23 protein-coding genes are annotated in these 23,366 nt (G+C 72.5%); 9 read left to right on the top strand and 14 right to left on the bottom strand.

Features of this window, described 5'->3' with window-relative positions; all coding sequences use genetic code 11:
• Positions 1-209: 209 nt before the first annotated feature.
• Together KAG51_RS08640 and KAG51_RS08635 are read left to right on the top strand one after the other, a co-directional pair.
• Positions 210-1,259 carry a CoA ester lyase gene (locus KAG51_RS08640; RefSeq protein WP_363316156.1) on the top strand — a complete coding sequence of 350 codons (1,050 nt, stop codon included), beginning with the start codon at positions 210-212 and terminating at the stop codon, positions 1,257-1,259.
• Positions 1,256-2,137: a CoA ester lyase gene (locus KAG51_RS08635; protein ID WP_290582673.1), complete on the top strand. Its 882-nt coding sequence runs from the start codon at positions 1,256-1,258 to the stop codon at positions 2,135-2,137. The genes KAG51_RS08640 and KAG51_RS08635 overlap by 4 nt, the downstream gene beginning before the upstream one ends.
• A gap of 83 nt (positions 2,138-2,220) precedes the next feature.
• Here the strand turns inward: KAG51_RS08635 and KAG51_RS08630 are convergent, their stop codons facing one another.
• From KAG51_RS08630 to fdxA, 4 genes are read right to left on the bottom strand one after another with little or no spacing between them, the layout of a single operon-like run.
• Positions 2,221-2,958 (bottom strand): cation transporter, encoded by a 738-nt coding sequence (locus KAG51_RS08630; RefSeq protein WP_290582671.1) that lies wholly within the window; start codon positions 2,956-2,958, stop codon positions 2,221-2,223.
• Positions 2,916-3,248, bottom strand: coding sequence for a metalloregulator ArsR/SmtB family transcription factor (locus KAG51_RS08625; RefSeq protein WP_290582669.1), 333 nt, complete (start codon positions 3,246-3,248; stop codon positions 2,916-2,918). The genes KAG51_RS08630 and KAG51_RS08625 overlap by 43 nt, the downstream gene beginning before the upstream one ends.
• Positions 3,249-3,297: 49 nt before the next feature.
• Complete coding sequence (gene dapC, locus KAG51_RS08620) at positions 3,298-4,395, bottom strand: succinyldiaminopimelate transaminase (protein ID WP_290582667.1); 1,098 nt, start codon at positions 4,393-4,395, stop codon at positions 3,298-3,300.
• 5 nt (positions 4,396-4,400) lie between these two features.
• Complete coding sequence (gene fdxA, locus KAG51_RS08615) at positions 4,401-4,724, bottom strand: ferredoxin (protein ID WP_290582665.1); 324 nt, start codon at positions 4,722-4,724, stop codon at positions 4,401-4,403.
• 76 nt (positions 4,725-4,800) lie between these two features.
• Between fdxA and KAG51_RS08610 the strand changes: the two genes are divergently transcribed.
• Positions 4,801-5,757, top strand: coding sequence for a GNAT family N-acetyltransferase (locus KAG51_RS08610; protein ID WP_290582663.1), 957 nt, complete (start codon positions 4,801-4,803; stop codon positions 5,755-5,757).
• 39 nt (positions 5,758-5,796) lie between these two features.
• On the opposite strand, the gene KAG51_RS08605 is transcribed toward KAG51_RS08610, so the two are convergent.
• From KAG51_RS08605 to mshB, 3 genes are all read right to left on the bottom strand, one after another.
• Positions 5,797-7,704, bottom strand: a complete 1,908-nt coding sequence (locus tag KAG51_RS08605) for a VanW family protein (RefSeq protein WP_290582661.1) — start codon at positions 7,702-7,704, stop codon at positions 5,797-5,799.
• Positions 7,705-7,792: 88 nt separating this feature from the next.
• Positions 7,793-8,071 (bottom strand): hypothetical protein, encoded by a 279-nt coding sequence (locus tag KAG51_RS08600; RefSeq protein ID WP_290582660.1) that lies wholly within the window; start codon positions 8,069-8,071, stop codon positions 7,793-7,795.
• 53 nt (positions 8,072-8,124) lie between these two features.
• Positions 8,125-9,030 (bottom strand): N-acetyl-1-D-myo-inositol-2-amino-2-deoxy-alpha-D-glucopyranoside deacetylase, encoded by a 906-nt coding sequence (mshB, locus tag KAG51_RS08595; RefSeq protein WP_290582658.1) that lies wholly within the window; start codon positions 9,028-9,030, stop codon positions 8,125-8,127.
• A gap of 38 nt (positions 9,031-9,068) precedes the next feature.
• On the opposite strand from mshB, the gene KAG51_RS08590 reads away from it, so the two are divergent.
• Positions 9,069-11,168: a prolyl oligopeptidase family serine peptidase gene (locus tag KAG51_RS08590; protein WP_290582656.1), complete on the top strand. Its 2,100-nt coding sequence runs from the start codon at positions 9,069-9,071 to the stop codon at positions 11,166-11,168.
• Positions 11,169-11,273: 105 nt separating this feature from the next.
• On the opposite strand, the gene KAG51_RS08585 is transcribed toward KAG51_RS08590, so the two are convergent.
• The 4 genes from KAG51_RS08585 to KAG51_RS08570 form a co-directional block, all read right to left on the bottom strand.
• A complete protein-coding gene (locus tag KAG51_RS08585) occupies positions 11,274-12,980 on the bottom strand; it encodes a hypothetical protein (RefSeq protein ID WP_290582654.1) in 1,707 nt (568 codons plus the stop codon).
• Positions 12,981-13,056: 76 nt separating this feature from the next.
• Positions 13,057-13,347 carry a hypothetical protein gene (locus KAG51_RS08580; RefSeq protein ID WP_290582652.1) on the bottom strand — a complete coding sequence of 97 codons (291 nt, stop codon included), beginning with the start codon at positions 13,345-13,347 and terminating at the stop codon, positions 13,057-13,059.
• 3 nt (positions 13,348-13,350) lie between these two features.
• On the bottom strand, positions 13,351-14,703 hold the full coding sequence (locus KAG51_RS08575; protein ID WP_290582650.1) for a phosphomannomutase/phosphoglucomutase: 1,353 nt from the start codon (positions 14,701-14,703) through the stop codon (positions 13,351-13,353).
• Between the two features lie 84 nt (positions 14,704-14,787).
• Positions 14,788-15,117 (bottom strand): DUF3499 domain-containing protein, encoded by a 330-nt coding sequence (locus KAG51_RS08570; protein ID WP_290582648.1) that lies wholly within the window; start codon positions 15,115-15,117, stop codon positions 14,788-14,790.
• Positions 15,118-15,165: 48 nt separating this feature from the next.
• Here KAG51_RS08570 and KAG51_RS08565 point away from each other — a divergent pair, with 48 nt between their 5' ends.
• Entirely contained in the window at positions 15,166-15,642 is a 477-nt protein-coding gene (locus tag KAG51_RS08565) for a metallopeptidase family protein (RefSeq protein WP_290582646.1), read from the top strand.
• 127 nt (positions 15,643-15,769) lie between these two features.
• Here KAG51_RS08565 and KAG51_RS08560 read toward each other — a convergent pair whose 3' ends face one another.
• The 3 genes from KAG51_RS08560 to KAG51_RS08550 are packed head-to-tail and all read right to left on the bottom strand — an operon-like array spanning position 15,770 to position 20,259.
• Complete coding sequence (locus tag KAG51_RS08560; protein ID WP_290582644.1) at positions 15,770-17,152, bottom strand: DUF5719 family protein; 1,383 nt, start codon at positions 17,150-17,152, stop codon at positions 15,770-15,772.
• Entirely contained in the window at positions 17,149-19,971 is a 2,823-nt protein-coding gene (locus KAG51_RS08555) for a glycosyltransferase family 2 protein (protein WP_290582642.1), read from the bottom strand. Before KAG51_RS08555 ends, KAG51_RS08560 begins: the two co-directional genes overlap by 4 nt.
• A 33-nt stretch (positions 19,972-20,004) precedes the next feature.
• Positions 20,005-20,259 (bottom strand): WhiB family transcriptional regulator, encoded by a 255-nt coding sequence (locus KAG51_RS08550; RefSeq protein ID WP_290582640.1) that lies wholly within the window; start codon positions 20,257-20,259, stop codon positions 20,005-20,007.
• Between the two features lie 101 nt (positions 20,260-20,360).
• On the opposite strand from KAG51_RS08550, the gene KAG51_RS08545 reads away from it, so the two are divergent.
• Genes KAG51_RS08545 through KAG51_RS08530 form a run of 4 tightly spaced genes read left to right on the top strand, consistent with a single transcriptional unit; the run spans position 20,361 to position 23,345 of the window.
• A complete protein-coding gene (locus tag KAG51_RS08545; protein ID WP_290582638.1) occupies positions 20,361-21,032 on the top strand; it encodes a 2-phospho-L-lactate transferase CofD family protein in 672 nt (223 codons plus the stop codon).
• On the top strand, positions 21,029-21,706 hold the full coding sequence (locus KAG51_RS08540; RefSeq protein WP_290582636.1) for a TIGR03089 family protein: 678 nt from the start codon (positions 21,029-21,031) through the stop codon (positions 21,704-21,706). The genes KAG51_RS08545 and KAG51_RS08540 overlap by 4 nt, the downstream gene beginning before the upstream one ends.
• Positions 21,707-21,730: 24 nt before the next feature.
• On the top strand, positions 21,731-22,609 hold the full coding sequence (locus KAG51_RS08535; RefSeq protein WP_290582634.1) for an ABC transporter permease: 879 nt from the start codon (positions 21,731-21,733) through the stop codon (positions 22,607-22,609).
• Complete coding sequence (locus KAG51_RS08530; protein WP_290582632.1) at positions 22,593-23,345, top strand: ATP-binding cassette domain-containing protein; 753 nt, start codon at positions 22,593-22,595, stop codon at positions 23,343-23,345. The genes KAG51_RS08535 and KAG51_RS08530 overlap by 17 nt, the downstream gene beginning before the upstream one ends.
• Positions 23,346-23,366 lie beyond the last annotated feature (21 nt).

Raw genomic sequence — 23,366 nt, 5'->3', positions numbered from 1 at the left:
ACACGATCAGGGCGCCGGCGAGCCCCAGCCAGAGCGCGGAGGAGAGTTCCATGCGCTCATCGCACACCCGCGGCGAGCCCGCTGCGCCGCCGCTGACGGAGCCTTGACCGGTCTTGACGCGATCTTGACGCCGGTGGGGGTGCCCGAGGCGGGCAGCTCCGACGGTCGGCATACTGACCCTCGTCGTGACGCCTGTCGAAAGGGACCTCGTGCGCAATCCCCGTGCCTTCCTCCGCCCCCTCGCCGTCGGCGCTCCCGCGCCCGTGTCGGAGGTGCCGTTCCGGCCCAGCCGGATGATCCACTTCTTCGACCCGAGCAACGAGAAGATGGCCGCGAAGGTGCCGGACATCGCCGCCAAGGTCGACATCATCCTCGGCAACCTCGAGGACGCGGTGAAGACCGAGAAGAAGGAGGCCGCCCGGCTCGGCCTGGTCGAGATCGCGAAGCAGACCGACTTCGGCGACACCCAGCTCTGGGTCCGCGTCAACAGCCTCGACTCCCCGTGGGTCCTGGACGACCTCACGACGCTCGTGACCGAGATCGGCGACAAGCTCGACGTCATCATGGTGCCGAAGGTCGAGGGCGCCCAGGACATCCACTACGTCGACCGCCTGCTCGCGCAGCTCGAGGCCAAGGGCAACGTCCAGAAGCCGCTGCTCGTGCACGCGATCCTCGAGACCGCGCTCGGCGTGACGAACGTCGAGGGGATCGCGGCCGCCAGTCCGCGCATGCAGGGCATCAGCCTCGGCCCGGCCGACCTGGCCGCCTCGCGCCGCATGAAGACGACCCGTGTGGGGGGCGGCCACCCCGGCTACCTCGTGCGCCAGGACCCCACGGGCGAGGACCTCCACGAGGGCCGTACGACGTACCAGCAGGACCTGTGGCACTACACGATCGCGCGCATGGTCGACGCCTGCGCCGCGAACGACATCCTCCCGTTCTACGGGCCGTTCGGCGACATCAAGGACGTCGTGGCCTGCGAGGACCAGTTCCGCAACGCGTTCCTGCTGGGCTGCGTCGGCGCCTGGAGCCTGCACCCCGTGCAGATCGACATCGCCAAGAAGGTGTTCTCGCCCTCGAAGGAGGACGTCGAGCACGCCAAGACCGTCGTCGAGGCGATGGGTGACGGCTCCGGCGCCGTCATGATCAACGGCAAGATGGAGGACGACGCGTCCTGCAAGCAGTGCCTCGTGATGCTCGACCTGGCCCGTGAGCTGGCCGAGCGCGACCCCGAGCTGAAGGAGCTGTACGACCTGTGAGCACCGATTCCGTGGAGCTGCGCCCCCGCCGTTCCGTGCTGTACATGCCGGGGGCCAACGAGCGCGCGCTCGAGAAGGCCAAGACGATCGACGCCGACGCGCTGATCCTCGACCTGGAGGACTCCGTCTCGCCCGACGCCAAGGAGGACGGCCGCGCCAACGTCGTCGCCGCCGTGCGGTCCGGCGAGTACGGCCACCGCGAGCTCGCGATCCGCGTCAACTCGATCGGCACGCAGTGGCACGACGACGACGTCAAGGCCGCCTCCGAGGCCGGTCCCGACGCGATCCTCGTGCCCAAGGTCGAGTCGGCCGAGCAGGTCCGTGGCCTCGTCGCCGCGATGGAGGCTGCCGGCGCGCCGGAGCACACCCAGCTGTGGGCCATGATCGAGACGCCTCGCGCCCTGCTGCACGCCGAGGAGATCGCGGCGGCCCACGATCGCCTGACCGTCATCGTGATGGGCACGAACGACGTCGTCAACGAGACCTACGGTCTGCACGTGCCGGGCCGCAACGCGGTCGTGCTGACCTCGCTCGCCTGGACGCTCCTCGCGGTGCGCGCCGCCGGCAAGGTCATCATCGACGGTGTCTACAACGACGTGAAGGATCCCGAGGGCTTCGAGGCCGAGGCGCGGCAGGGCCGCGAGATGGGCTTCGACGGCAAGACGCTGATCCACCCGTCGCAGGTCGAGCCCGCCAACGTCGCGTTCAGCCCGTCGGAGGCCGACATCGAGCGCGCCGAGGGCATGATCGCCGCCTTCGAGGAGGCCGCCCGCGAGAAGAAGGGCGTGGCCACCTACAAGAACAAGATGATCGAGGAGCTGCACATCCGCGACGCGAAGCGCATCCTCGCCTTCGCGGAGGCCCTCAAGAACCGCTGACCCCAACCCCCGGGCGGTGAGCTAGTCGCCTATTCCACCCGCGGGCGGTGAGCTAGTCGCTCATGGGGAGCCTCCACAGGCGACTAAGTCACCGCTCCCGGGGAGCAGCAGCCGTCACCGCAGTCGCCGGTGGCGGCTGCTGCCGATCCTGGCATGGCAGGGGCGCAGCAGGCGTCGCCGCGCCAGGCGCGCCGGGCCTCGACCAGGGCCACGGCGGCGATCGCGAGCGCGACGACCGGGTCGGCCCAGGTGATGCCCCAGGCTGCGTTGAGCAGCAGCCCGAGCAGCAGCGCGCCCGAGAGGTACGTGCACAGCAGCGTCTGGTGGGAGTCGGAGACCGCCGACGACGAGCCGAGCTCGCGGCCCGCACGTCGTTGGGCGAACGACAGGAACGGCATCAGCATCGTGCTGACCGCGGCCAGCACGATGCCGGTGCGCGACTCGTCGGCCTCCGCGCCGGTCACCAGCGCCTCGATCGCGTGGTAGCCCACGATGAGCGCGAGCCCCACGAACGAGGCGGCGATGACGCGCAGGGCGACGCGCTCGCGCCGCTCCTGAGAGGCGTGGTCGCGTGCGGCGAACTGCCACGCCACGGCCGTCGCCGAGGAGACCTCGACGACCGAGTCCAGGCCGAAGCCGATCAGGGCCGTCGACGACGCCGCGAACCCCGCGGACAGGGCGACGACCGCCTCGACGACGTTGTAGGCGATCGTCAGGGCCACGAGGAGGCGGATGCGGCGCACGAGGGTGTCCCGCCGGGAGGGCGCGGGACCGAGGATCAGCGACACGTGCACGCCCCCGTCGCGCAGTCGCCGTCGCACGACGCCACGAGGTCGAGAGCCACGATGGCCGAGAGGACGCCAGCCAGGGCCGGGTCGGCCAGCTCGTACCGCATCCGCCGCCCCTGAGGAACGACGACCACCAGCCCACACCCCCGCAGGCAGGCTAGGTGGTTCGAGACGTTCGACCGCGTGAGCCCGAGATCGGTCGCGAGGTCGCCGGGGTATCGCGGTGCCTCCGTGAGCGCCAGCAGGATCCGCGCCCGATTCGCCTCGGAGAGGGCGTGGCCCACTCTCTGCACCACGTCGACCCGTGAAGAAAGCGTCAGCATGTAGTGAACAGTACAGCAGTCGCTGACGCTTTGCTCCCCGTGGGGCGGGTCAGGCGGTGAGTCGCTGGGCGGCGGCGGCAATGCGCTCGTCGGTGGCGGTGAACGCGATCCGCACGTGCTGGGCTCCGGCCGGGCCGTAGAACTCCCCCGGCGCGGCGAGGATGCCGCGACCCGCGAGCCAGTCGATCGTGGCACGGCACGGCTCCCCGCGGGTGGCCCACAGGTACAGGGCGCCCCCGGAGTGGTCGATCGTGAATCCCGCCGCCTCGAGCGCCGCACGCAGCTGCAACCGGCGGCGCGCGTACCGCTCGCGCTGCTCCACGACGTGCGCGTCGTCGCCGAGGGTGGCGGCCAGAGCCTGCTGCACCGGGGTGGGCACCATGAACCCGAGGTGCTTGCGCACCGCGAGCAGCTCCCCCACCACGTCGGCGTCGCCGGACAGGAACGCCGCCCGGTATCCCGCCAGGTTCGAGCGCTTCGAGCTGGAGTGCAGCGCGACCAGACCCGTCAGGTCGCCGCCGCAGACGTCAGGGTGCAGGACCGACACGGCCGGAACGTCCCACGCGAAGTCGAGGTAGCACTCGTCGGACACGACCAGGACGTCACGCTCGCGCGCCCAGTCGACGACCTTGCGCAGGTGGTCGACGCCCAGGATCTGGCCGCTCGGATTGGCCGGCGAGTTCAGGTACAGCAGCGCCGGCGTCCGCGGGCCGATCGCCAGCGTGGAGTCGGCGGCGAGCACGTCGCAGCCGGCGTAGCGCGCTCCCACCTCGTAGGTCGGGTACGCCAGCTCGGGGTAGACCACGAGATCGCCCTCGCCCAGGCCGAGCTGGGCCGGGAGGTTGGCGATGAGCTCCTTGGAGCCGATCGTCATGAGGACCTGGTCGCGGGTGACCGAGGCGGCACCCGTGGCGCGCTCGACCCAGGCCGCCACGGCGTCGCGGACCTCGTCAGGACCGGCCACGGTCGGGTAGCCGTGCGCGTCGACGGCCGCCGTCAGCGCCTCACGGGCCACCGACGGCACCGGGTCGACCGGGGTGCCGATCGAGAGATCGACGATCCCGTCCGGATGCGCCGCGGCCCGGGACTTGGCCGCCGCGAGGGTGTCCCACGGGAAGTCCGGGAACCGGGCCGAGACACGGGCCACCCGGGTCAGTCCTGGTTCTGGGGCGGGAGCTCGGCGATCAGCGGGTGATCGGCCTCGATCACGCCGAGCTTCGCGGCGCCGCCGGGCGAGCCGAGCTCGTCGAAGAAGTGCACGTTCGCGTCGTAGTAGCTGGCCCACTCCTGCGGCGTGTCGTCCTCGTAGAAGATCGCCTCCGGCGGACACACCGGCTCACACGCACCACAGTCGACGCACTCGTCAGGGTGGATGTAGAGCATGCGCTTGCCCTCGTAGATGCAGTCGACCGGACACTCGTCGACGCACGCGCGATCCTTCACGTCCACGCACGGCTGGGCGATCACATACGTCACTGCTCTGACTCCTTGTCGACGGTCCGCCCACCAGTATCGCGGCTCGCGGGCACTCCCCACACGTTAGGTTCGCCTGATGGACACCAGCCCCGTGCGCCCGCCTGGGGCAGACGTCGTCGGCCGCCGCGTCAGCGTACGGCACCGCACTCCAGACGGTTCGGCGAGCGACGTCGTCGGGCGTCTCCTCGCGGCCGGGCCGGTCCTGCGGCTCGAACGTCGCGACGGCTCGGTGGCCACGGTCGAGGCAGCCACCGTGATCATCTGGCGGCTCGTGCCGGACCGTCCGGTGCGCTCCCGTCGCGCGACCGCCACGCCGGTCGACCAGCTCGCGCGGATCATGGCCCGCGGGTGGCCCGCCCTCGAGACCGCGCCCCTCGGGGAGTGGCAGCTGCGCGGCTCCGGCGGGTTCACCAAACGGGCGAACTCCGCCGCGGCGTTCGGCGACCCCGGGACCGACCTCGACGAGGCCCTGACCCAGGTGCAGGCGTTCTACGCCGACCGGGGGCTGCGCCCCCTCGTCGCCCTCGAGGCCGCAGGGCCGTGGGAGGCCCCGCTCGCCGCCCGCGGGTGGACGCCCGTCGCGGGCGGCGACACCGCTGCGCTCGTCGCCCAGCTCGACCGGCGCTGGCCGCTGGACGCCGCCGCCGAGGTCGCGAGCGATCCCGACGACGCCTGGCTGGCCGCCTACGTCACCCCCGGCGAGTCGGTCGACCTGGCCCGGAAGGTCATGACGGGCGCGCCGACCGCGGCGCACCTCAGGCTCGACGGGGCCATCGCGCGGGTCGTCGTGACGGGCGAGTGGGCCGGATTGAGCGCACTCTGGGTGCCCGAGGAGCAGCGAGGACGGGGCCTGGCTCGGCGTCTGGTCACGACCTCGCTCGGCTGGGCGGTCGAGCAGGGCGCCGACAAGGCCTACCTGCAGGTCGTCACCGACAACGAGCCGGCCGAGCGGCTGTACCGCACGTTCGGCTTCGTCGACCACCACGAGTACCGGTACCTGACGCTCCCCGAGCCCGGGCCGCCGAGCTCCTGACGGTGTCCCGGCGCTGCGCCCGGACAGGCGGTGGATCGCTCAGGCGGGTGGGGGCCCGCAGACCACGGCGTCGCCCGCGCGGTAGACCGCGGTCTTGGTCTCGGTCTTGACGACCTGCCCGTTCTGCTTGAACGTGCGGGTGACGTCGACGTCGAATCCCTGGATCGCCGCCTGGGGCGAGCACTCCGGCGAGGTGTCGTAGATCGTCGACCCGGAGCGGAAGTTGCGCTTGGACGAGACGCTCGCCTCGATGTCCCAGTACTTCGTGCTCCACATCTCGACGTGCATCGTGCCCTGACGGCTGGAGTTGCTCGGGACGACCCAGGCCTTGATCAGGATCCCGTAGGGGGTCGAGTTCGTGAACTTGAGATCGATCGTGCCCCAGTTGACGGTGGCCTCACGGCCGAGCGGATACCGGCTCAGGTAGAGCGAGTGCGGCTTGTGCTCGTCGTCGTCCAGTCCGGCGAAGAACGCCGCGTTGTAGGTCGTGGTGGCCACCTGCGACACGCCACCGCCGTACGACTCCACGAAGCGGCCGCCCTCGATGACGCCGCCCTGGACGAAGCCGTTGGCCGCCGTGCGCTTGCCAACGACCTTGTCGAAGCTGAACTGCTCGCCGGGCTCCAGGATCGTGCCGTCGATCAGCTCGGCCGCGCGGCCCTGGTTGATGTTGCGGTACTGCGTGTTGGGGTAGTTCGTCTCGAACTCGCTGACCTTCTCGACGATCTGCAGGGCCTCGGCGTCGGCGGTCGTGAACTCGGGCTCGACCGGCTGGGCCTCCACGGGCAGGATCCGCTCGGGCCCCGAGGCGGTCAGCACCGGCAGCAGGTCGACCGCGAGCACATCGGGCTGCAGGCCGATGCCGGGCTTGCCGGGGGTGATGACCGGAACGCCTCCCTCGATGTCGATCGTGGCGTCGACGGCCTTCTCCCCGATGCCGGTCGTGGAGTCGGTCAGCGGACCGGCCAGGGCGGCCGGGTCGATGAACGGCACCATCTCGTCGCCGTCGGTCTGGATCTGCAGGGCCGGGGCGTAGGCCGTGACCGGGAGCTCGACCTGGGTGCCGCCCACGTCGAGGACCACCGGGGCGCTGACGGCGGGAATGGCGATCTCCTGCATCGCCTGCTCGAGGCCCTCGGCATCGACGCCGGGCTCGACGACCGCCGTGGGGATCTCGATCGGGTCGTCGCTCAGCAGGTACACCTCCCGCAGCGCCTCGAGCAGGTCGTCGGACCTGACCTGACGGCCGTCCGCGGGCTGCACGGCGACGGGCTGGGCCTCGGGGAACGTGATGAGCGCCTCGGTGACCGGGATGTCGACGGCCTCGCCGATCCCGGCGCGAGCGGTGTCGAAGAGCTCCTGGTCGACCGTGAGCACGGCGTCGTGGTCCTCGCCGCCGAACAGGGTCGTGACCATGTCGACGGGATTCCAGCTGCGTTGGCCGCCGGCCGCCTCGACCGACCCGGCGGCGTCCAGGGACAGCCCCATGTCGGCGGCGGCGAACGTGAACTGCTGGTCCTCGAGCACGAAGACCAGGTTCTGGTTCTCGCGCGGGCCGAGCTCCTCGGTCAGGGTGGCTTCAGCCGTGGCCGGGTCCTGGCCGCCGACGTCGACCCCGGCGATCGTGGTGTCGGCGGCGAGCCGGTCACCGATCAGGACGTAGGCGCCGACGTAGACGACACCGAGCAGCACCGCGGCGGCCGCCGCCGCGACCCAGGGCCAGCGCCGGCGGCGGCGCGGCTCGTCGCCGTCGGCGTCGGTGGGCGCCGCGTCGACCGGCGGGTCCTGCGGCGGCTCGTCGACCGGTGGGAGGTCGGACGTGGCGTCGTCGTCGACGCCCGCGGCCTCGCGGACCGCGGCATCGGGGTCGACGTACTCCGGCTCGTCGGCCAGCCCGTCGTCGGGCTGCTGCTGCGGCGGTGCCCCCGCACTCTCGTCGCTGCTCATGACACTCCCTGACGACTCTCTGACGATGTCTCCCGCGACCGTGCGATGGCGCCGGAGCCGGCCCAGCATCGCACGGGGAAGACCGTGTTCATCGTCTCAGCCTAGAGTTCTGGAGCACGACCGCCACGAGCAGGGCCAGACCGAGCAGGGTGAACGTCCAACCGACGCGGTCCCCGGCGATCAGGTACTGCCCGCGCCCGGTCGCGCCCTGCAGCACGAGGACCAGGCCCCAGCCGATCATGACCGCCGCGCTGCCGAGCGAGACCGTGCGGTCGGCGAGCAGCCCCACTGGCACGAGCGGCGCGACCGCCAGCAGCAGACCCCACGGGACGTCGACGCCGAGCACGCCGGTGTCGTGCCGGTGCACGAGCGCGCCGAGCACCCCGACGTAGAGACCCGCCAGGACCCAGGCCCCCCGGGTCAGAGCCCGGCGAACAGGTCCTCCTCCAGGCCCGACGCGCCCACGGGGCCGCGGGTGCCGCGCACGAGTCGGTAGTGCTCGGTGCCCCAGGCGATCGTGGCCAGGTCGACCCCCATCGCGAAGAACATGCCGTCCGGCGTGATCTGCGAGGCGTGCGCCCGCATCGCGGCGAGCTTGGCGCTCGTGTGCTCCGGCGACTCGATCACGGCGTCGAGCTGGTCGTCCTCGACCATGAACGGCGGCAGGTTGTCGGGGTCGAAGTCCTCGAAGCCGCCCACGCCCGACTCGCGCATCATCCGGATGCCCTCGCGCATGCGACCGGCCGACATGGCCCCCCAGTACAGCTTGGCGACGTCCCAGGCCTCCCCGAGATCAGGACGGTGGCTGCGGGCGGCGGCGAGGTCGACCGCGTAGTGCGCGACCCGGTGGGCCTGCACGTGGTCGGGGTGGCCGTAGCCGCCGAACGTGTCGTACGTGACGACGACCTGGGGGCGCACCTCCCGGATGATCTCGACCAGCAGGTCGGAGGCCTCGAGGAGGTCGGCGTTCCAGAACGACCGGGGATCGACCTCGTCGGCCGCGGTGGCGTGGCCGTTCTCGTCCCACTTCATGCCCGAGTCGCGGAACCGGCCCGGTCCGCCCAGGATCCGATGGTCGGTGACGCCGAGCTCGGCCATGGCGGCGGCGAGCTCACCCGCCCGGTGCTCACCCAGGCCGTCGTCGCGGTCGGCGGCCAGGTGCTCGAGCTCGGGCACCAGGATCTCGCCGAGATCGCCGAGCGTGCAGGTCACGAGCGTGACGTGGGCTCCCTCGGCGACGTAGCGCGCCATCGTGACGCCGTTGCCGATGGACTCGTCGTCGGGGTGCGCGTGGACCAGCAGCAGCCGGCGGTCGGGAAGGGTCATGGGGTCAGATTAGAGGGCCGGCATGATCGAATGGCGCCATGACCGACGACGCCCCGTCCTACCCCCGGCTCGCCGCCCGCACCCTGCGCTTCACCCTCGGGGTGCCGCGGGCCGTCACCGTCTCGCCCGACGGCTCGACGGTGCGATTCATCCGCACGCCCGACGGGGTGACCCGCACGGGCCAGCTCTGGGAGCACGACGTCGAGTCCGGGGTCGAGACGCTCCTGGTCGACCCCGTCGCACTGCTGGGCGCCGGCGACGAGGAGCTGTCGCCGCAGGAGCGCGCCCGACGCGAGCGCAGCCGCGAGGGCGCCGCGGGGATCGTGGGGTACGACGTCGACGAGACGGGACGCTGGGCCACCTTCGCCCTGTCCGGACGCCTGTGGGCCACGCACCTGGGCACCCGGGCCACCCGCGAGCTCCCGTCGGCCGGTGCCGTGATCGACCCCCGGCTCGATCCCACGGGCCAGCGCGTCGCCTACGCGGCCGCGGGGGGCCTGCACGTCGTCGAGCTCGGCGACGCGGACCACACGACGCTCGCGACGCCGACGAGCGACACCCAGGTGTGGGGGCAGGCCGAGTTCATCGCCGCCGAGGAGATGGAGCGCATGCGCGGCTTCTGGTGGGCGCCTGACGGTCGCTCCCTGCTGGTCGAGTGCTACGACGAGGCCGAGGTCGCGATCTGGCACGTCGCCTCGCCCGAGCACCCCGAGCGTCCCGCGGCGGCCCACCGCTACCCCGCGGCCGGCACGACCAACGCGGAGGTCTCGCTCTGGCACGTGGGCCTCGACGGCGGTCGCACCGAGGTCACCTGGGACCGCGAGGCCTTCGAGTACCTCGCACGGGTCACGTGGACACCGGAGGGGCCGCCCCTGCTGCAGGTGCTGTCGCGCGACCAGAAGCTCTCGCAGGTGCTTCGGGTCGACACCACGTCCGGGACCACCGAGGTGCTGCGCACGCTGCAGGACCCCGCCTGGGTCGAGCTCGGCCCCGGCCCGCGCTGGTCACCGGCCGGCGCACTCCTGACGATCGAGGACGCCGGTGGCTGGCGCCGCGTCGTGGTCGACGGCGAGCCCGTCAGCCCGGACGGCTGGCAGGTGCGCAGCGTCGTCGCCACGCTGGACGACGCGGTCGTCGTGACGGCGTCCCAGGAGCCCACCGAGGTCCAGGTCGTGCGGATCGGCACCGACGGGGCGCTCGAGCCGCTCACGCAGGGACGCGGCGTGCACGGTGCCGTGATCGGCGGCGGCACGACCGTGCTCACCCGCACGAGCCTGGACGACACGCTCGTGCACCACACGGTGCTCCGCGACCACGGACCCGAGGAGACCGTCGAGACCGCGACCCTCACCAACGTCTCGGTGCCCCTGCCCGTGATGCCGTCGGTGCACCTGCTCAGCGCCGGACCGCACGAGATCCGCACCGCCGTGGTCTTCCCCTCGGACCACGAGCCGGGAACCCCGCTGCCGGTGCTGCTGGACCCCTACGGCGGCCCGGGAGCGCAGCGCGTGTGGGCCTCGGCCCGGGCGTTCGCCGAGGCCCAGTGGCTCGCCGACCAGGGATTCGTGGTCGTCGTGGCCGACGGCCGCGGCACGCCGGGCCGCGGGAGCGCCTGGGACCGCGCGCTCCACCACGACTTCGCCGGGGTGACGCTGGACGACCAGGTGGAGGCGCTCGACGCCGTCGCGGCCGCGTTCCCGGCCGAGGTCGACCTCAGCCGGGTCGGCATCACGGGCTGGTCGTACGGCGGCTACCTCGCCGCGCTCGCGGTGCTGAAGCGGCCGGACGTGTTCCACGCGGCCGTCGCCGGCGCGCCCGTGACCGAGTGGCGCCTCTACGACACCTGCTACACCGAGCGCTATCTCGGCGATCCCGCCGAGGTGCCGGAGGTCTACGACCGCAACTCGCTCCTGCCGCTCGCCGCGGGCCTGGAGCGTCCGTTGATGCTGATCCACGGACTCTCCGACGACAACGTCGTGGCGGCCCACACCCTGCAGCTCTCGTCGGCACTGCTCGCCGCCGGCCGCCCCCACACCGTCCTGCCGCTCTCGGGCGTGACCCACATGACGCCGCAGGAGACCGTGGCCGAGAACCTCAAGCTGCTCCAGGTGCAGTTCCTGCGCGAGCACCTGGGCTGACACCGCACAGTCGCACGCACAGGGCCCCCGCACGCACAGCACCCCCGCACGCACAGGGCCCCCGCACCGGTGTCGGTGCGGGGGTCCTGTGACGTCAGGCGTGAGTCAGCCCTGGCGACGCGCCAGCGCCGCGTCGACCTCCGGATCGCCGAGCTGGCCGAGCCACTCGAGCATGCCGGGGTAGGCCTGCGGGTTGCCGGCCGCGGCGGCCCGCGCCTGCGGGTGGTTCTGCACCAGGTCGGCCAGCTCGGCCTGGGAGATCGTGGGATCCGAGGCCCGCTGCACGATCGGGTCGACCGCGACCTGCTCGGTGGGGGCCTCGGCCACCGGGATCTCCTGCGTCGGAGCCGGGGCGTCCACGGCAGGTGCCGGGGCGGGAGCCGCCGGAGCCGGAGCAGAAGCCGCCGGAGCCGGCGGGGTCACGATCGGGGCCGTCGGGGCCGGGGCGCCCGGGAGCGGCGCGCCGGGCGCCGGGCCCGCGGCCTGGGCGTTGGCGAAGAGCTTCTTGACCGCACCGCCGATCGTGCCGGCACCCAGGATCGCGAACGCGACGAACAGCCCCGCGAGGATCGAGCCGAGCCAGGTGTGGGCCGGGATCGAGCCCGCGCTGCCGATGCTCGCGAAGCCGGGCGAGACCTCGTCGATGATCGCCATGATGATCGAGGCGAGGATCCCGAGGACGGCCCAGACCGCAGCCGCGACGAGCGGCAGGGCCTTGGCCCCGGTCGACGACGTCGTGACGAAGCCGAAGACCGCCACGACGGCCGCGAGCACCGAGAGGATGATCGAGACGATGACCGCGGCGCCGAAGTCGTCGGAGGCGATGCCGACGAACACCGCGCCGAGCACGTGGAGCAGCGAGGCGAGGGCCAGCAGCAGGAAGCCCGACTTGGCGGCGCCGGCCAACGAGATCGGGTGAGAGGCCCCGCCCGTGGCGCGCGAGGCTCCCGGGGACAGCGCCGCCGCGGCGGCCCCCACCAGGAGGAAGGCACCGAAGCCCGGCGCCTGGAAGGACTCGAACCCGGCGAACAGCGTCGCGAAGCCCGTGAGCTGCGAGGCGTTCTCACCGTCGATGTGCAGCATCCCGAGAATCAGGACGAGGAGTCCGAACCCGGCGATCAGGGCGATGCCCGCAGGCTTGGAGAGCAGCGCCTGCACGGCGCCGTACGCCAGCAGGACGGTGTAGACGATCGCCGCGATGACGAAGACGATGATCTCCGGAGCCTCGGCGCCGAAGTCGTCGAGGTCACCGATGTAGAGCAGCGACGTGACGAGCGCGAGCAGCGCCGACAGGGCGACGAGGCCGCCCGTGACGTAGACCCAGATCCTGTCGCTCGGGGCGAGTGACGTCGGCGGCAGCTCGTGCTTGCGCGGCTGCGCCACGAGGATCGCGGCGAACAGGCCGATCGCGACACCGATGCCGACGGCGCGCTCGTCAGCGAGGTCGAGAATCACCACGGCGAGGACGCTGACGAAGTAGGGGACGGCGGCGATCAGGCGGATCAGACCGTTGGTGCGGACGTTCCAGGCCTGCCCGAACACGCCGAGCTTCCAGAGGTACGTCGCCCCAAGCGAGACCACGGCGAGACCCGTGGCGACGTCGACGTACCAGAGATTGGCGCCGCTCTTGATGCCGGCGTCGAAGTTCCAGTCGTAGAACAGTGCGGTGACCAGGAGCAGGAGGGCCGCGACGTCGCGCAGGACGTCGACCACCGGGATGCCCGAGAAGGGATTGGCGACCTGGGCCGGAGCGCCGGGAGCCTGCTGGTACTGCGGCTGCGGCTGCTGCGGTGGATAGGGCTGCGAAGTCATGAGCAGCACCCTAGCCCGATCGGGCCATGCAAGCAGTGCGGCGTCCACCACCCGGCATGGGGAGCAGTCCCCCGTCTCACTCCCGCTTGAGCCGCTTCGGGGCATCCGGCAGCGGCGGCCCCTCGACCGGCTCGCCGGGCAGCCGTTCGTCGCCCGGCATCCAGCCGCCGTACACGTCGACCATCTCCACGACCCGGTCGTCGAACGGGGTCACGACCAGGACCCAGGCGCGGTCCTCGGCGTCGTCGTCACCGGCGAAGGCCTCGCGGCGCAGATCGGTGGTGTAGCCCTCGGACTGCAGGGCCTTGACGAGCTCGGTCGCGTCGTCGGCCTCGTCGAAGAAGATCTCGGGTCTGGGTCCTGGCACGGTCTACCTCCGGATGAGCTCGAGCACCTCGTCGCGTACGCGCGCCATCGTGGCCTCGTCGTCGCCCTCGACGTTGAGGCGCAGCAGCGGCTCGGTGTTCGAGGCGCGCACGTTGAACCACCAGGTGTCGGCCGTGACCGTCAGGCCGTCGAGGCGGTCCTGCTCCTGGTCGGCGTAGGTCTCGACGAGACGAGCGATGACCTCGTCGGCGTCGGTGACGGTGCTGTTGATCTCCCCGGACGCGGCATAGCGGGAGAACTGCGCCATGAGCTGCGAGACCGTGCCGTCGGACTCGGCGAGCGCGCCCATGACGTGCAGCGCGGCCAGCATCCCGGAGTCCGCCAGGTAGAAGTCACGGAAGTAGAAGTGGCCGGAGTGCTCGCCGCCGAAGACCGCGTCGGTGCGCGCCATCTCGGCCTTGATCAGCGAGTGGCCCACGGGCGTGCGGATCGCGGTGCCCCCGTGCTCGGTGATGATCTCGGGCACGGCGCGCGAGCAGATCACGTTGTGCAGGATCGTGGCACCGGGCTGCTGGGCGAGGTACCGGGTGCCGATCAGCGCCGTGATCGCCGAGGGGGCCACGAGCTCGGCGCGCTCGTCGACCACGAAGCAGCGGTCGGCGTCACCGTCGAACGCGAGGCCGAGATCGGCCCCGTGCTCGGTGACGGCCGCCTGGAGGTCGACCAGGGTCGAGGAGTCGAGCGGATTGGCCTCGTGGTTCGGGAACGTGCCGTCGAGCTCGAAGTAGAGCGGCACGACGTCGACGTCGATCTTGCCCAGGACGGCGCGGGCGGTGTGCCCGGCCATGCCGTTGCCGGCGTCGACGACGACCTTCAGCCGGCGGCCCGAGACCGGCGCGAGCGAGACGACGAGCTCGGCGTAGTCCTCGAGGAAGTCACGCTCGGTCAGGGTGCCACGCAGCGCCCCGGCCGGTTGGTCGAGCAGCTCCCCGGCCGCCTCGGCGATCGTGCGCAGGCCGGTGTCCAGGCCGATGGGGCGTGCACCCGCGCGGCACACCTTGAAGCCGTTGTACCCGGCCGGGTTGTGGCTCGCCGTGATCATGACCCCGGGCAGGTCCAGCTGGCCGGACGCGGCGTAGAGCAGGTCCGTCGACGCGAGGCCCACCAGCAGGACGTCACCGCCCTGCGCGCGGATGCCGTCGGCGATCGCTGCCGCGAGCTCGGGCGAGGAGTCGCGCATGTCGTGACCCACCACGACCTCGCCCCCGCCCTCGCTGACCCCGACCTCGTCGGCGTAGGCCCGGCCGAAGGCCAGAGCGAGCTCGGCGTCGAGCTGGTCCGGGGTCGTGCCACGGACGTCGTACGCCTTGGTCACGGCAGCGAAACGGGGGTGCATGGGACGGGGTCCTCCTGCGGTCGGCCGACGGGGTGCCACGAGCCTAGTGGTGCCGGGTCGCACCCACTCTGTGAGTCGATGCCGTCAGTCGCGCGGAGGGACCGAGCGGAGCCCGGGCGGCCCCGGTGGCTCGGCCTCGGGGCGAGGCCGCCCCGCCTCGCGGACCGCGTCGGCCAGGGCCAGCAGGTCGTCGCGCGACGGCTCGCTCGTGGCCGTGTCGATCGCGAGCCGGATGACGTTCCACCCCTGCGGCACCGAGAGACGCTGGGCGTGCTCGACGCACAGGTCGTAGGTGTGCGGCTCGGCGGCCGTCGCGAGCGGGCCGATGACGGCGGTCTGGTCGGCGTAGACGTAGGTGAGCGTGGCGACGGCCGCGGCGGGGCATGCGGCTCGGGTGCATCGTCGGACACTCACGCGGCGAGACTACCTCGCGACGCGCGTGGGGCTGGCTAGGCTCGCACCGTGGGTCACCCTCCGCGCGGCACGCGTCGCTTCGTCGGCCCCGGGCTGGATCCGATCGTTCTCGGACCACGACCCGGGCGACTGCGCGACCGCCGAGGCCGGGGCGCCCGCGGACCGCTGGCGCTGCCCGGCCCCCTCTCCCCGGCGAGCGTTCCGCTGCACCGCTCCCCCCGTGACGCGTTCGACCGGATCGTGTCGGAAATCCTGGCCGCGCTCGAACCGCACTTCGTGCGCGAGACCGACGACGTCGACATCGTGGTGGAGGAGGCTCCGCTGCTCCCCCCGGAGTGGGACGACCCGGTCCCGAGCAGCGTCGTGGCCCAGCACCTGACACCTGCCCGGCTCATCTTGTACCGCCTCCCCCTCAGCCGTGGCTGCACGAGCCGGGCCGACCTCGAAGACGCGGTCTGGGACGCGGTGCTCGACGGCCTGGCCGAGGTCTGGCACGTCCCGCCGGACTCGTTGGATCCGAGGTGACTCAGCGCCGAGCGCACCCCAACCGGGGCTCGTGGAGCGGGACAAGCGGCCAACCCGAGGGGTTGAGGGTGCCAGAACACCCTCAGCCCCTCAGATTCAGCCGATCGGCCCCTCGCACCTGCCGTGGCTAGAACCCGGGCTCGACGTTCGGGCCGAGGGCCGTGAGGGGCGCCTCCACGAGGCTGACCAGCGCGAGCAGGTTCGAGGTCCGGTAGACGGCGGTGCCGTGGACCGGGGCATCGGATCGCACCACGACGTAGGCGACGTCGGGAGAGGCGAATGCCTCGGGATCGGCGAGGTCGACCGCTGCGAGGACCTCGTGGCCCACCGTGACCGTCGTCGACCCGACGGAGGTCAGCGTCGCGTCGAACGCCTCGACGGTGACCTGCGCCTCGGCGTCGTCGGCGAGCAGCTGGAGCACGGGCCGCACGGGTCCGAGACCGGTGGCGACCGGGACGACGACCGGACCGGTGACGGCGGGCGCGGCCGTCGCGTACGCGAAGTCACGATCGGACGACGTCACGCGGACGACCGAGAGCACCGGCTCGTCGGAGGTGATCCGGAAGGCCGTGGCCTCGGTGCCCGAGGCCTGCGGTATCGGCACCGCCAGCACCGTTCCGGCCGGCACCTGCACGGCGTCGAGTCCCTCGGGCACGAAGTCGGCGTCCGCCCCGGTCTGGTTGACCGTGACGGTCGCGGCGGTCGAGCCGGGATTGGCGAGCAGCAGCGACCGGGTGCCCGCCGCGGCGACGCCCGGGAGCACGGTCTCGGTCGACGGCTCGCCGGACGAGCTCAGCACCTCCGACCCCGCCAGCACCGAGGTCGAGGTGTCGACCATCGACGTCACGACGGCTCCGCGCGTGCGCGTCACGTGCACCGCGACGTCGTCGGCCCCGACAGCGAGGTCACTGATCGCGATCGTGCGGGTCTGGCCCGGCTCGACCACGATCCCGGTCTCGTCGACCGCGTCGATCGGACCCGCTGGCCCCCACAGCTCGACGTCGACGCTGCCCACGACGTCGGCGACGTTGGTCAGCACGAGCGACGACGCATGCCGCTCGCTGGTGCCGGCGCCCAGGTACCACGAGTCGTCGGCGACCTGCGGGCACGGAGTCACGACCAGACCGTTGCCGGGCGGCAGCTGCCCGGCGGCGTACGCGACTCCCCCGGCCGAGCCCTCGTGGCGCACGATCGCGGCGTCACCCGCGCCGGCCGACGCCGTCCAGGCAGCCGGATCGAGATCGGTCGTGACGGACTCCTCGCCCGTGATGCTCGTGATCTCGCTCGCGCCGCCCGCCTCCGGCTGGCCCACGGACGCGGTCAGCGCACCCTGGAGCGGGCAGGCGACGACCGAGGAGACCAGCGGCACCTCGCGCGGACCGGTGGCCGGCTGCTCGGCCGGGCCGACCACGACACCCACCGCGACCAGCAGCACGCCCACGACCGGCAGGGCCAGCACCTTCAGCGCGTCGGCACCCGCGCGGCGCTGCACCGCACGACGCCGGCTCATGCCAGCACCACGCTGTCGGTCTCGTCGTCGGCCTCGTCGACGTAGGGCTCGGGTTCGGGCCGGCGGCGCACGGGAGCGGTGAGCACGAGCGCCAGGAGCCAGACGAGGGTCTGCACGGCCCCCAGACCCACCCGCCACCACGGCGCGTCACGCGCCGGGTCGTCGGCGTCGCCCTGGACGGTCCAGACCCGCGACGTGGGGCTCTCGCTGCCGGCCGGCTGCATCGACGGGGCCGCGTCGACGCGCGAGGCGAGGCGGTCGTCGGCATCCGGGAGGTAGACGGCGGTGATCCCAGCGTCGAGCAGGACCTGCACGTCCTCGTCCGACGGCGAGCTGAGCAGCCGGTCGACCGCGGCCCGGACGTCCTCGGCCGTGTCGGAGGGGCCGATCATCGCCTCCTCGCCGAGCACGGGTCCGCTGCCGCGCACCACGGTGTACCGCACGCCGGCGTCGAGGCTGCCCCGCACGACGAGGGTCGAGCCGTCACGCTCGGCCAGGTAGGCCGGCACGATCTCGTTGGACGCGTTGGTGAGCGGGTCGCTCGAACCCCGCACGAGCCAGTGGACGCCGGCGGCCACCGGGAAGACGAGGGCGACCGCGACGACCGCGGCCGCGAGGCGCCGCGGCAGGAACTCGAGCTCCTCCGAGGCCAGCAGTGCCGCACCGAGCATCGCGCCGAGGAAGAGCCCGGCCGGCAGAGCCAGCGAGGGCGTGATGCCGAGCTCGCCGCTCGGGGTGCCGTAGGTGACCAGGTGACCCAGCACGGCCACGGCCAGACCGACCAGGCCGATGGCCCACGCCCAGCGCACCTCGGCGCGCGTCAGCGCCGGCACGAGGGCCAGCACGCCGAGAACCACGATCGAGACCCCCATCCACCCCGGGGCCGATCCGGCCCCGTCCCAGCCTCCGAGCACGGCCGAGGGGAGCGAGGTGTCGGCGGCGGTGGCGAGACCGGCGTCCCACCACACGCGCACGGGGTTCAGGGCCCGCTGCGCCAGCCACGGCCCCAGCAGCACGGCCGCGACACCGAGCGCGGCACCGACGTGGAGCGCGAGGGTGCGCAGCTCCTCGTGGCCACGTCGCGCGACGAGCACGATCGCCAGGACCGCGATCGTCATCGGCAGCAGAAGCGGGGCGAAGGCCGCCCCCACCGCGACCCAGATGCCCAGCCGCAGCGCGGTCTGCCAGTGCGGCACCGTGACGAGCTGCAGCGCGACGTTGACGAGGATCGGCGCGACGACGAGCCCCAGGACCGTGCCGATCCGGCCCTGGTCGATCGCGCCTCCGGCCGCGACGACCAGGGCGTAGGAGACCGCGAACAGGATGCGGGCGGGCCGCTGGCTGCTGACGAGTCGCGCGAGCCGGTGGGCCGTCAGCCCGGCGAGCACCGGCGCCAGCAGCAGCAGGACCCACACCAGCAGCTCAGGCGCGAACCACACTGGGACCGCGCCGAGGCCGAGCAGCAGCACGTACGGCGGCGCGAGCGCGAGCGACGGCAGCCCGATGTCCTGCGCACCGCGCAGCACGAGGTCCCACCACCCGCCGGTCGTGGGCGGGGCCGGGAGCAGGGCGCCGCCGGACAGGCCCGGCGTCAGGGGGCGAGCGGCCAGCACGGCCGCGACGAGCAGCAGGACCGTGGCGGTCAGCCACGGACGGCGGCGCCAGATCGAGGGGCCCTCCTCGACCTCGAGCTCCTCGCCGTCCTCGGGGTCCGGGGCGAACGTGCGTCGCCCGACCGTCTCGGTGGTCTCCGGGCGCACCATCGCGCGCACCGTCTCGACCAGACCGTCCCACCCGTGCTGGTACGGCTGCCACCACGGCGGGAACAGGTGGGCGATGTCCTCGTGCTGGCGCCGCGATGTCGACTGACGCCAGCGACGCGCGTTCTTCAGGCGGCCGGGGTGGAGGTAGATCGACCGCAGGGCGAGCAGCTCGTCGGCAGCTCCCTCGGGGTACCGGCCGACCAGCTGGGTCACGAACCGCAGCAGCGAGCCGAAGAACAGCCGGACGTACTGCCACGCGAACCGGCGCCGGGACACGTTGGCGAGCACCGTGAACATCTCGGCCCGGCGGCGCTCGTGGTGTGGCGGGTCGCCGGCGCTGCGCTCGCGCACCCGGCGACGGCTCGCCTCGGCGTGGAACACCACGGCGCCGGGTGCCGTGCGGACGCGGTAGCCGGCGCGATTGGCCCGCCAGCCGAGGTCGAGGTCGTCGGCGAACAGCGGCAGCTCGGGGTCGAGGCCGCCGAGCTCGTCCCAGACGTCGCGGCGCACGAGCATGCCCGCGGTGTTGACGGCGAGGACGTCCTCGGCCCAGTCGTGCTGGCCCGCATCGGGCTCTCCCGTCTCCAGGCCGGTCTCCCGCGAGGCCGTGCCGGACAGCGTGAGTCCGACCTCCAGGAGACGGCGGAGCGAGGGCCACTCGCGGATCTTCGGACCCACGATCGCGACGTCGTCGGACGCGGTGGCCTCGTCGAGCAGGCCCGCGAGGGTGCCCGGCGTCACCGTCAGGTCGTCGTGCAGCAGCCAGATCCAGTCGGTGCGGGGCAGCTCGGCCAGGCCGAGCCGGACCGCCTGGCCGAAGCCCGTGCCCGACGGTGCGTACGTGATGCGCTCGCCACCGAAGGAACGGCGCAGCAGCTCGGCCGAGCCGTCGGTCGAGCTGACGTCGACGGCGTGCCAGGCCGTGGGGGCGTGGCTCAACCCCGCCAGGGAAGCCAGAACCTTGGGCAACCAGGGCGCTCCGTCATGGCTGACCAGGACCGCGGCCACGGTGGGTGGACTGCTCCGCCACGCCGCGATCACCTGCTCGTCGTCCACGAGCGTCGACACTACTGGACCAGCGGTTGCCCCTCAGGCGCGCTTCTTGAGCTTGCGCCTCTCGCGCTCGGAGAGGCCGCCCCAGATGCCGAAGCGCTCGTCGTGCTCCAGTGCGTAGTCGAGGCAGGTGCTGCGGACGTCGCACGTCAGGCAGACGCGCTTGGCCTCGCGGGTGGACCCACCCTTCTCGGGAAAGAACGCCTCGGGATCAGTCTGGGCGCACAGGGCGCGCTCCTGCCACAGGAGTTCCTCGGTATCGCCCACCGGTAGGCCCAGATCGAATGACATGCATGTGATTACAGTCCCTCAACTGCCACACGTCAAGCCGAATGGTCAAGATTCAGCCCCTCGACGGCGTGTCGCGCTGACGTTGCGGCACGATGGGTGTCATGCGACTCGTCCTGCTCGCCGGTGCCGCCGGCACGGGCCTCGCCCGGGAGCTCGCCGATCGGTGCGAGCTCACGGTCGTCGCTCCCACGACCCGAGACTCCTGGGCCGACGGCCTGAAGCGCTCCCCCGACATCGACGCCTTCCTCACCGACCCGGCCCACGAACCCACCTACGGGGTCGCCCGGGCGCTCGAGGAGCTGGCCTTCGGTGCGGCGTGGCAGCGCGCGCACGACGACGAGGTCGCGCTGCGGATCATGCGCACCGAGCTGCTCCACGCCGACTTCACGCTGACCGACGCCGTCAGCGCGCTGGCAGCGCGCCGCGACCTGGGATTCACCCTGCTCCCGCTCAGCGACGACCGCGGCGAGATGCGCTACGTCGTCACCGACGACGACGGCTCGCGCGCGGTGCACCACGACGAGTTCCACGCCGGCCTGCCCGAGGGCGACGCCCCCGAGCCCGCGGTCGTCGCGCTGACCTGGGGCGTGACCGACCGCGTCGTCGAGGCGGTCCGGGCGTCGCACGAGACGACCGTGGCGGTGCACGGGGCCGACCCGGTCCTGCGCCACGCCGTGGAGGCCATCGCGGCGCAGGTGCCGGAGGCCCGCTTCGTCGACGTCGCCGACGCGGGCGTCGCCGAGGTCCTGCGCGCGGTCACCGCCCCCCGATGACCCGCACCCTCGTCGACCTCGCGGCCCACGTCGACCGCCCCACGTCGCCCCTCGTCACCTACTACGACCTCGACACCGGCGAGCGGGTCGAGCTCAGCGGCGTCACGACCGCGAACTGGGTCGCGAAGACCGCCAACTTCCTCAACGACGAGCTCGACGTCGAGATCGGCACCCGCCTGCGGATCGGCCTGCCGAGCCACTGGCTGCGCCTGGTCTGGCTGCTCTCGGCCTGGCAGGTCGGGGCCGTCGTCGTGCAGCACGATGCACGGATCGCCGTGACGGGACCCGATCTCGCGGCCGACGAGCCCGATCGCGTGGCGTCGGCGCTCCTGCCGTTCGGCGTCCGCTTTCCGCAACCACCGGCCGGGTTCTGGGACATCGGCGCCGAGGTCCCCGGCCACCCGGACCTCTACCTCGGGACGAACTTCCCCTCCCCCGACGACGCGGCCGTCGACCTCCCGGGCCTGGCGGCGACACACGCCGACCTGCTCGCCACGCCCCCCGACCCCCGACGGCTCGTGCTGACCGAGGGCGAGGTCGTGCGCGACGTCGGGCTCCTGGTCGCCGCATGCCTCGGGGGCGGCTCGCTCGTGCTCTGCCGCGGGGGCGACCCCGAGGCCGTCGAGCGCGCGGCCGTTCAGGAGCAGGCCACCGTCTGGACCCCGACTGTTTGACTCCGGGCCCTAGCGTCCCGTCGCGTGGTGACCACCGACCGTGACGCGCTCGTCACCGCGACGACGCCAGGTCCGGAACCGCTGACCCTGGTGGGCGGCCGGCCGACCCTGCCTGCGTACCTCCGCCAGGTCTGGCAGCGCCGCTCCTTCATCGCCGCCCTGGCCCGGTTCCGGATCGAGGCCGAGAACCAGCAGAACCGCCTCGGCATGGCCTGGGTGGTCCTCAAACCACTGCTCAACGCCGGGCTCTACGGCACGATCTTCGGCGTCCTGCTCGCGAGCGGGCGGCCGCCCCACTTCGTGGAGTTCCTCGTGATCGGCGTATTCCTGTTCGAGTTCTTCGCGACCTCGTTCACGAGCGGGGCGAAGTCGATCACCGCCAACACGGCCCTGGTGCAGAGCCTCGCGTTCCCGCGGATGGCCCTGCCGGTCGCCGTGGTCGTGCAGCGACTGCTGCAGTTCGTGCCGATGCTGGCGATCATGGTCGTCGCGGTCGCGGCGCTCGGCCACCCGGTGGAGGTGGACTGGCTGCTGCTCGTGCCGCTCACGGCCCTGTTCTTCCTGTTCAACACCGGCCTCGCGCTGATCGCGGCCCGGCTCACGGTGCACGTGCGCGACCTGACGCACCTCCTGCCGTTCCTGACCCGGATCACGTTCTACACGACCGGGATCTTCTTCAGCATCGAGCAGCGGTTCGCCGACGACCCGCTCGTGCTCCGCATCGCGTCGTTCGTCCCGCTCCACGAGTTCCTGACCCTCGCCCGCGGGATCCTCCTCGACGATCCCGCCTTCGCGGCGCCCGGTGAGTTCTGGCTCTACGCGACCGGGTGGTCGGTCGCGATGCTGGTCCTCGGCGTCCTGTTCTTCTGGTCCGCGGAGGAGCGCTATGGCCGCACCGACTGACTCCGCCCGGCGACCCGTCGTCGTGGTCGACGACCTGCACGTGGAGTACCGGGTCCTCGCGACCGGCAAGCGCGCTGCGGCGGTGGACGCCCGCGGCGGGCTGCTCCACCGCGGGCGGAGCACCCGGACGGTCCACGCGCTGCGGGGCGTGGACCTCGTCGTCCGCGAGGGCGACAGCATCGGCGTGATCGGTCCCAACGGCTCGGGCAAGTCGACCCTGATGCGCGCGATCGTCGGTCTGACCCCGGCGACCCGGGGCACCGTGCGGGCGGCCGGGCGTCCCAGCATGCTGGGCGTCGGCGCGGCCCTGGTCAAGGAGCTGTCCGGATCGCGCAACATCGTCCTGGGGGGCCTGGCGCTCGGCTTCTCCCGGCAGGAGATCGAGGACCGGCACGACGACATCGTCGCCTTCGCCGGGCTCGAGGAGTTCATCGACCTGCCCATGCGCACGTACTCCTCCGGCATGACCGCACGGCTCAAGTTCGCCCTCGCGGCGGCCCGCGACCACGACATCCTGGTCGTCGACGAGGCGCTCGCCGTGGGCGACAAGGCGTTCCGGGAGAAGAGCGAGCGCCGCATCCGCGAGATCCGCGACGACGCCGGCACGGTGTTCCTCGTGAGCCACTCGATGCGGTCGATCCGTGACACCTGCAGCCGCACGATCTGGATCGAGCGGGGTCGCGTCGTGATGGACGGCCCGACCGACGAGGTCGTCGACGCCTACGAGGCGAACTAGGTGTGATGTCCAGTCACGTTG

This window comes from Aeromicrobium sp. (assembly GCF_023146395.1).
Taxonomy (GTDB): domain Bacteria; phylum Actinomycetota; class Actinomycetes; order Propionibacteriales; family Nocardioidaceae; genus Aeromicrobium.
Note: the sequence above shows the minus strand (reverse complement) of the source record. Positions and strands in the feature narration are given on the sequence as shown.

Coding starts and splice junctions, on each gene's coding strand:
- KAG51_RS08590 (WP_290582656.1), top strand. CDS start 9,069: ATGACCGACGACGCCCCGTCCTACCCCCGGCTCGCCGCCCGCACCCTG.
- KAG51_RS08560 (WP_290582644.1), bottom strand. CDS start 17,152: ATGAGCCGGCGTCGTGCGGTGCAGCGCCGCGCGGGTGCCGACGCGCTG.
- KAG51_RS08625 (WP_290582669.1), bottom strand. CDS start 3,248: ATGCTGACGCTTTCTTCACGGGTCGACGTGGTGCAGAGAGTGGGCCAC.
- KAG51_RS08540 (WP_290582636.1), top strand. CDS start 21,029: ATGACCCGCACCCTCGTCGACCTCGCGGCCCACGTCGACCGCCCCACG.
- KAG51_RS08530 (WP_290582632.1), top strand. CDS start 22,593: ATGGCCGCACCGACTGACTCCGCCCGGCGACCCGTCGTCGTGGTCGAC.
- KAG51_RS08545 (WP_290582638.1), top strand. CDS start 20,361: ATGCGACTCGTCCTGCTCGCCGGTGCCGCCGGCACGGGCCTCGCCCGG.
- KAG51_RS08610 (WP_290582663.1), top strand. CDS start 4,801: ATGGACACCAGCCCCGTGCGCCCGCCTGGGGCAGACGTCGTCGGCCGC.
- KAG51_RS08605 (WP_290582661.1), bottom strand. CDS start 7,704: ATGAGCAGCGACGAGAGTGCGGGGGCACCGCCGCAGCAGCAGCCCGAC.
- KAG51_RS08550 (WP_290582640.1), bottom strand. CDS start 20,259: ATGTCATTCGATCTGGGCCTACCGGTGGGCGATACCGAGGAACTCCTG.
- KAG51_RS08585 (WP_290582654.1), bottom strand. CDS start 12,980: ATGACTTCGCAGCCCTATCCACCGCAGCAGCCGCAGCCGCAGTACCAG.
- mshB (WP_290582658.1), bottom strand. CDS start 9,030: ATGACCCTTCCCGACCGCCGGCTGCTGCTGGTCCACGCGCACCCCGAC.
- KAG51_RS08575 (WP_290582650.1), bottom strand. CDS start 14,703: ATGCACCCCCGTTTCGCTGCCGTGACCAAGGCGTACGACGTCCGTGGC.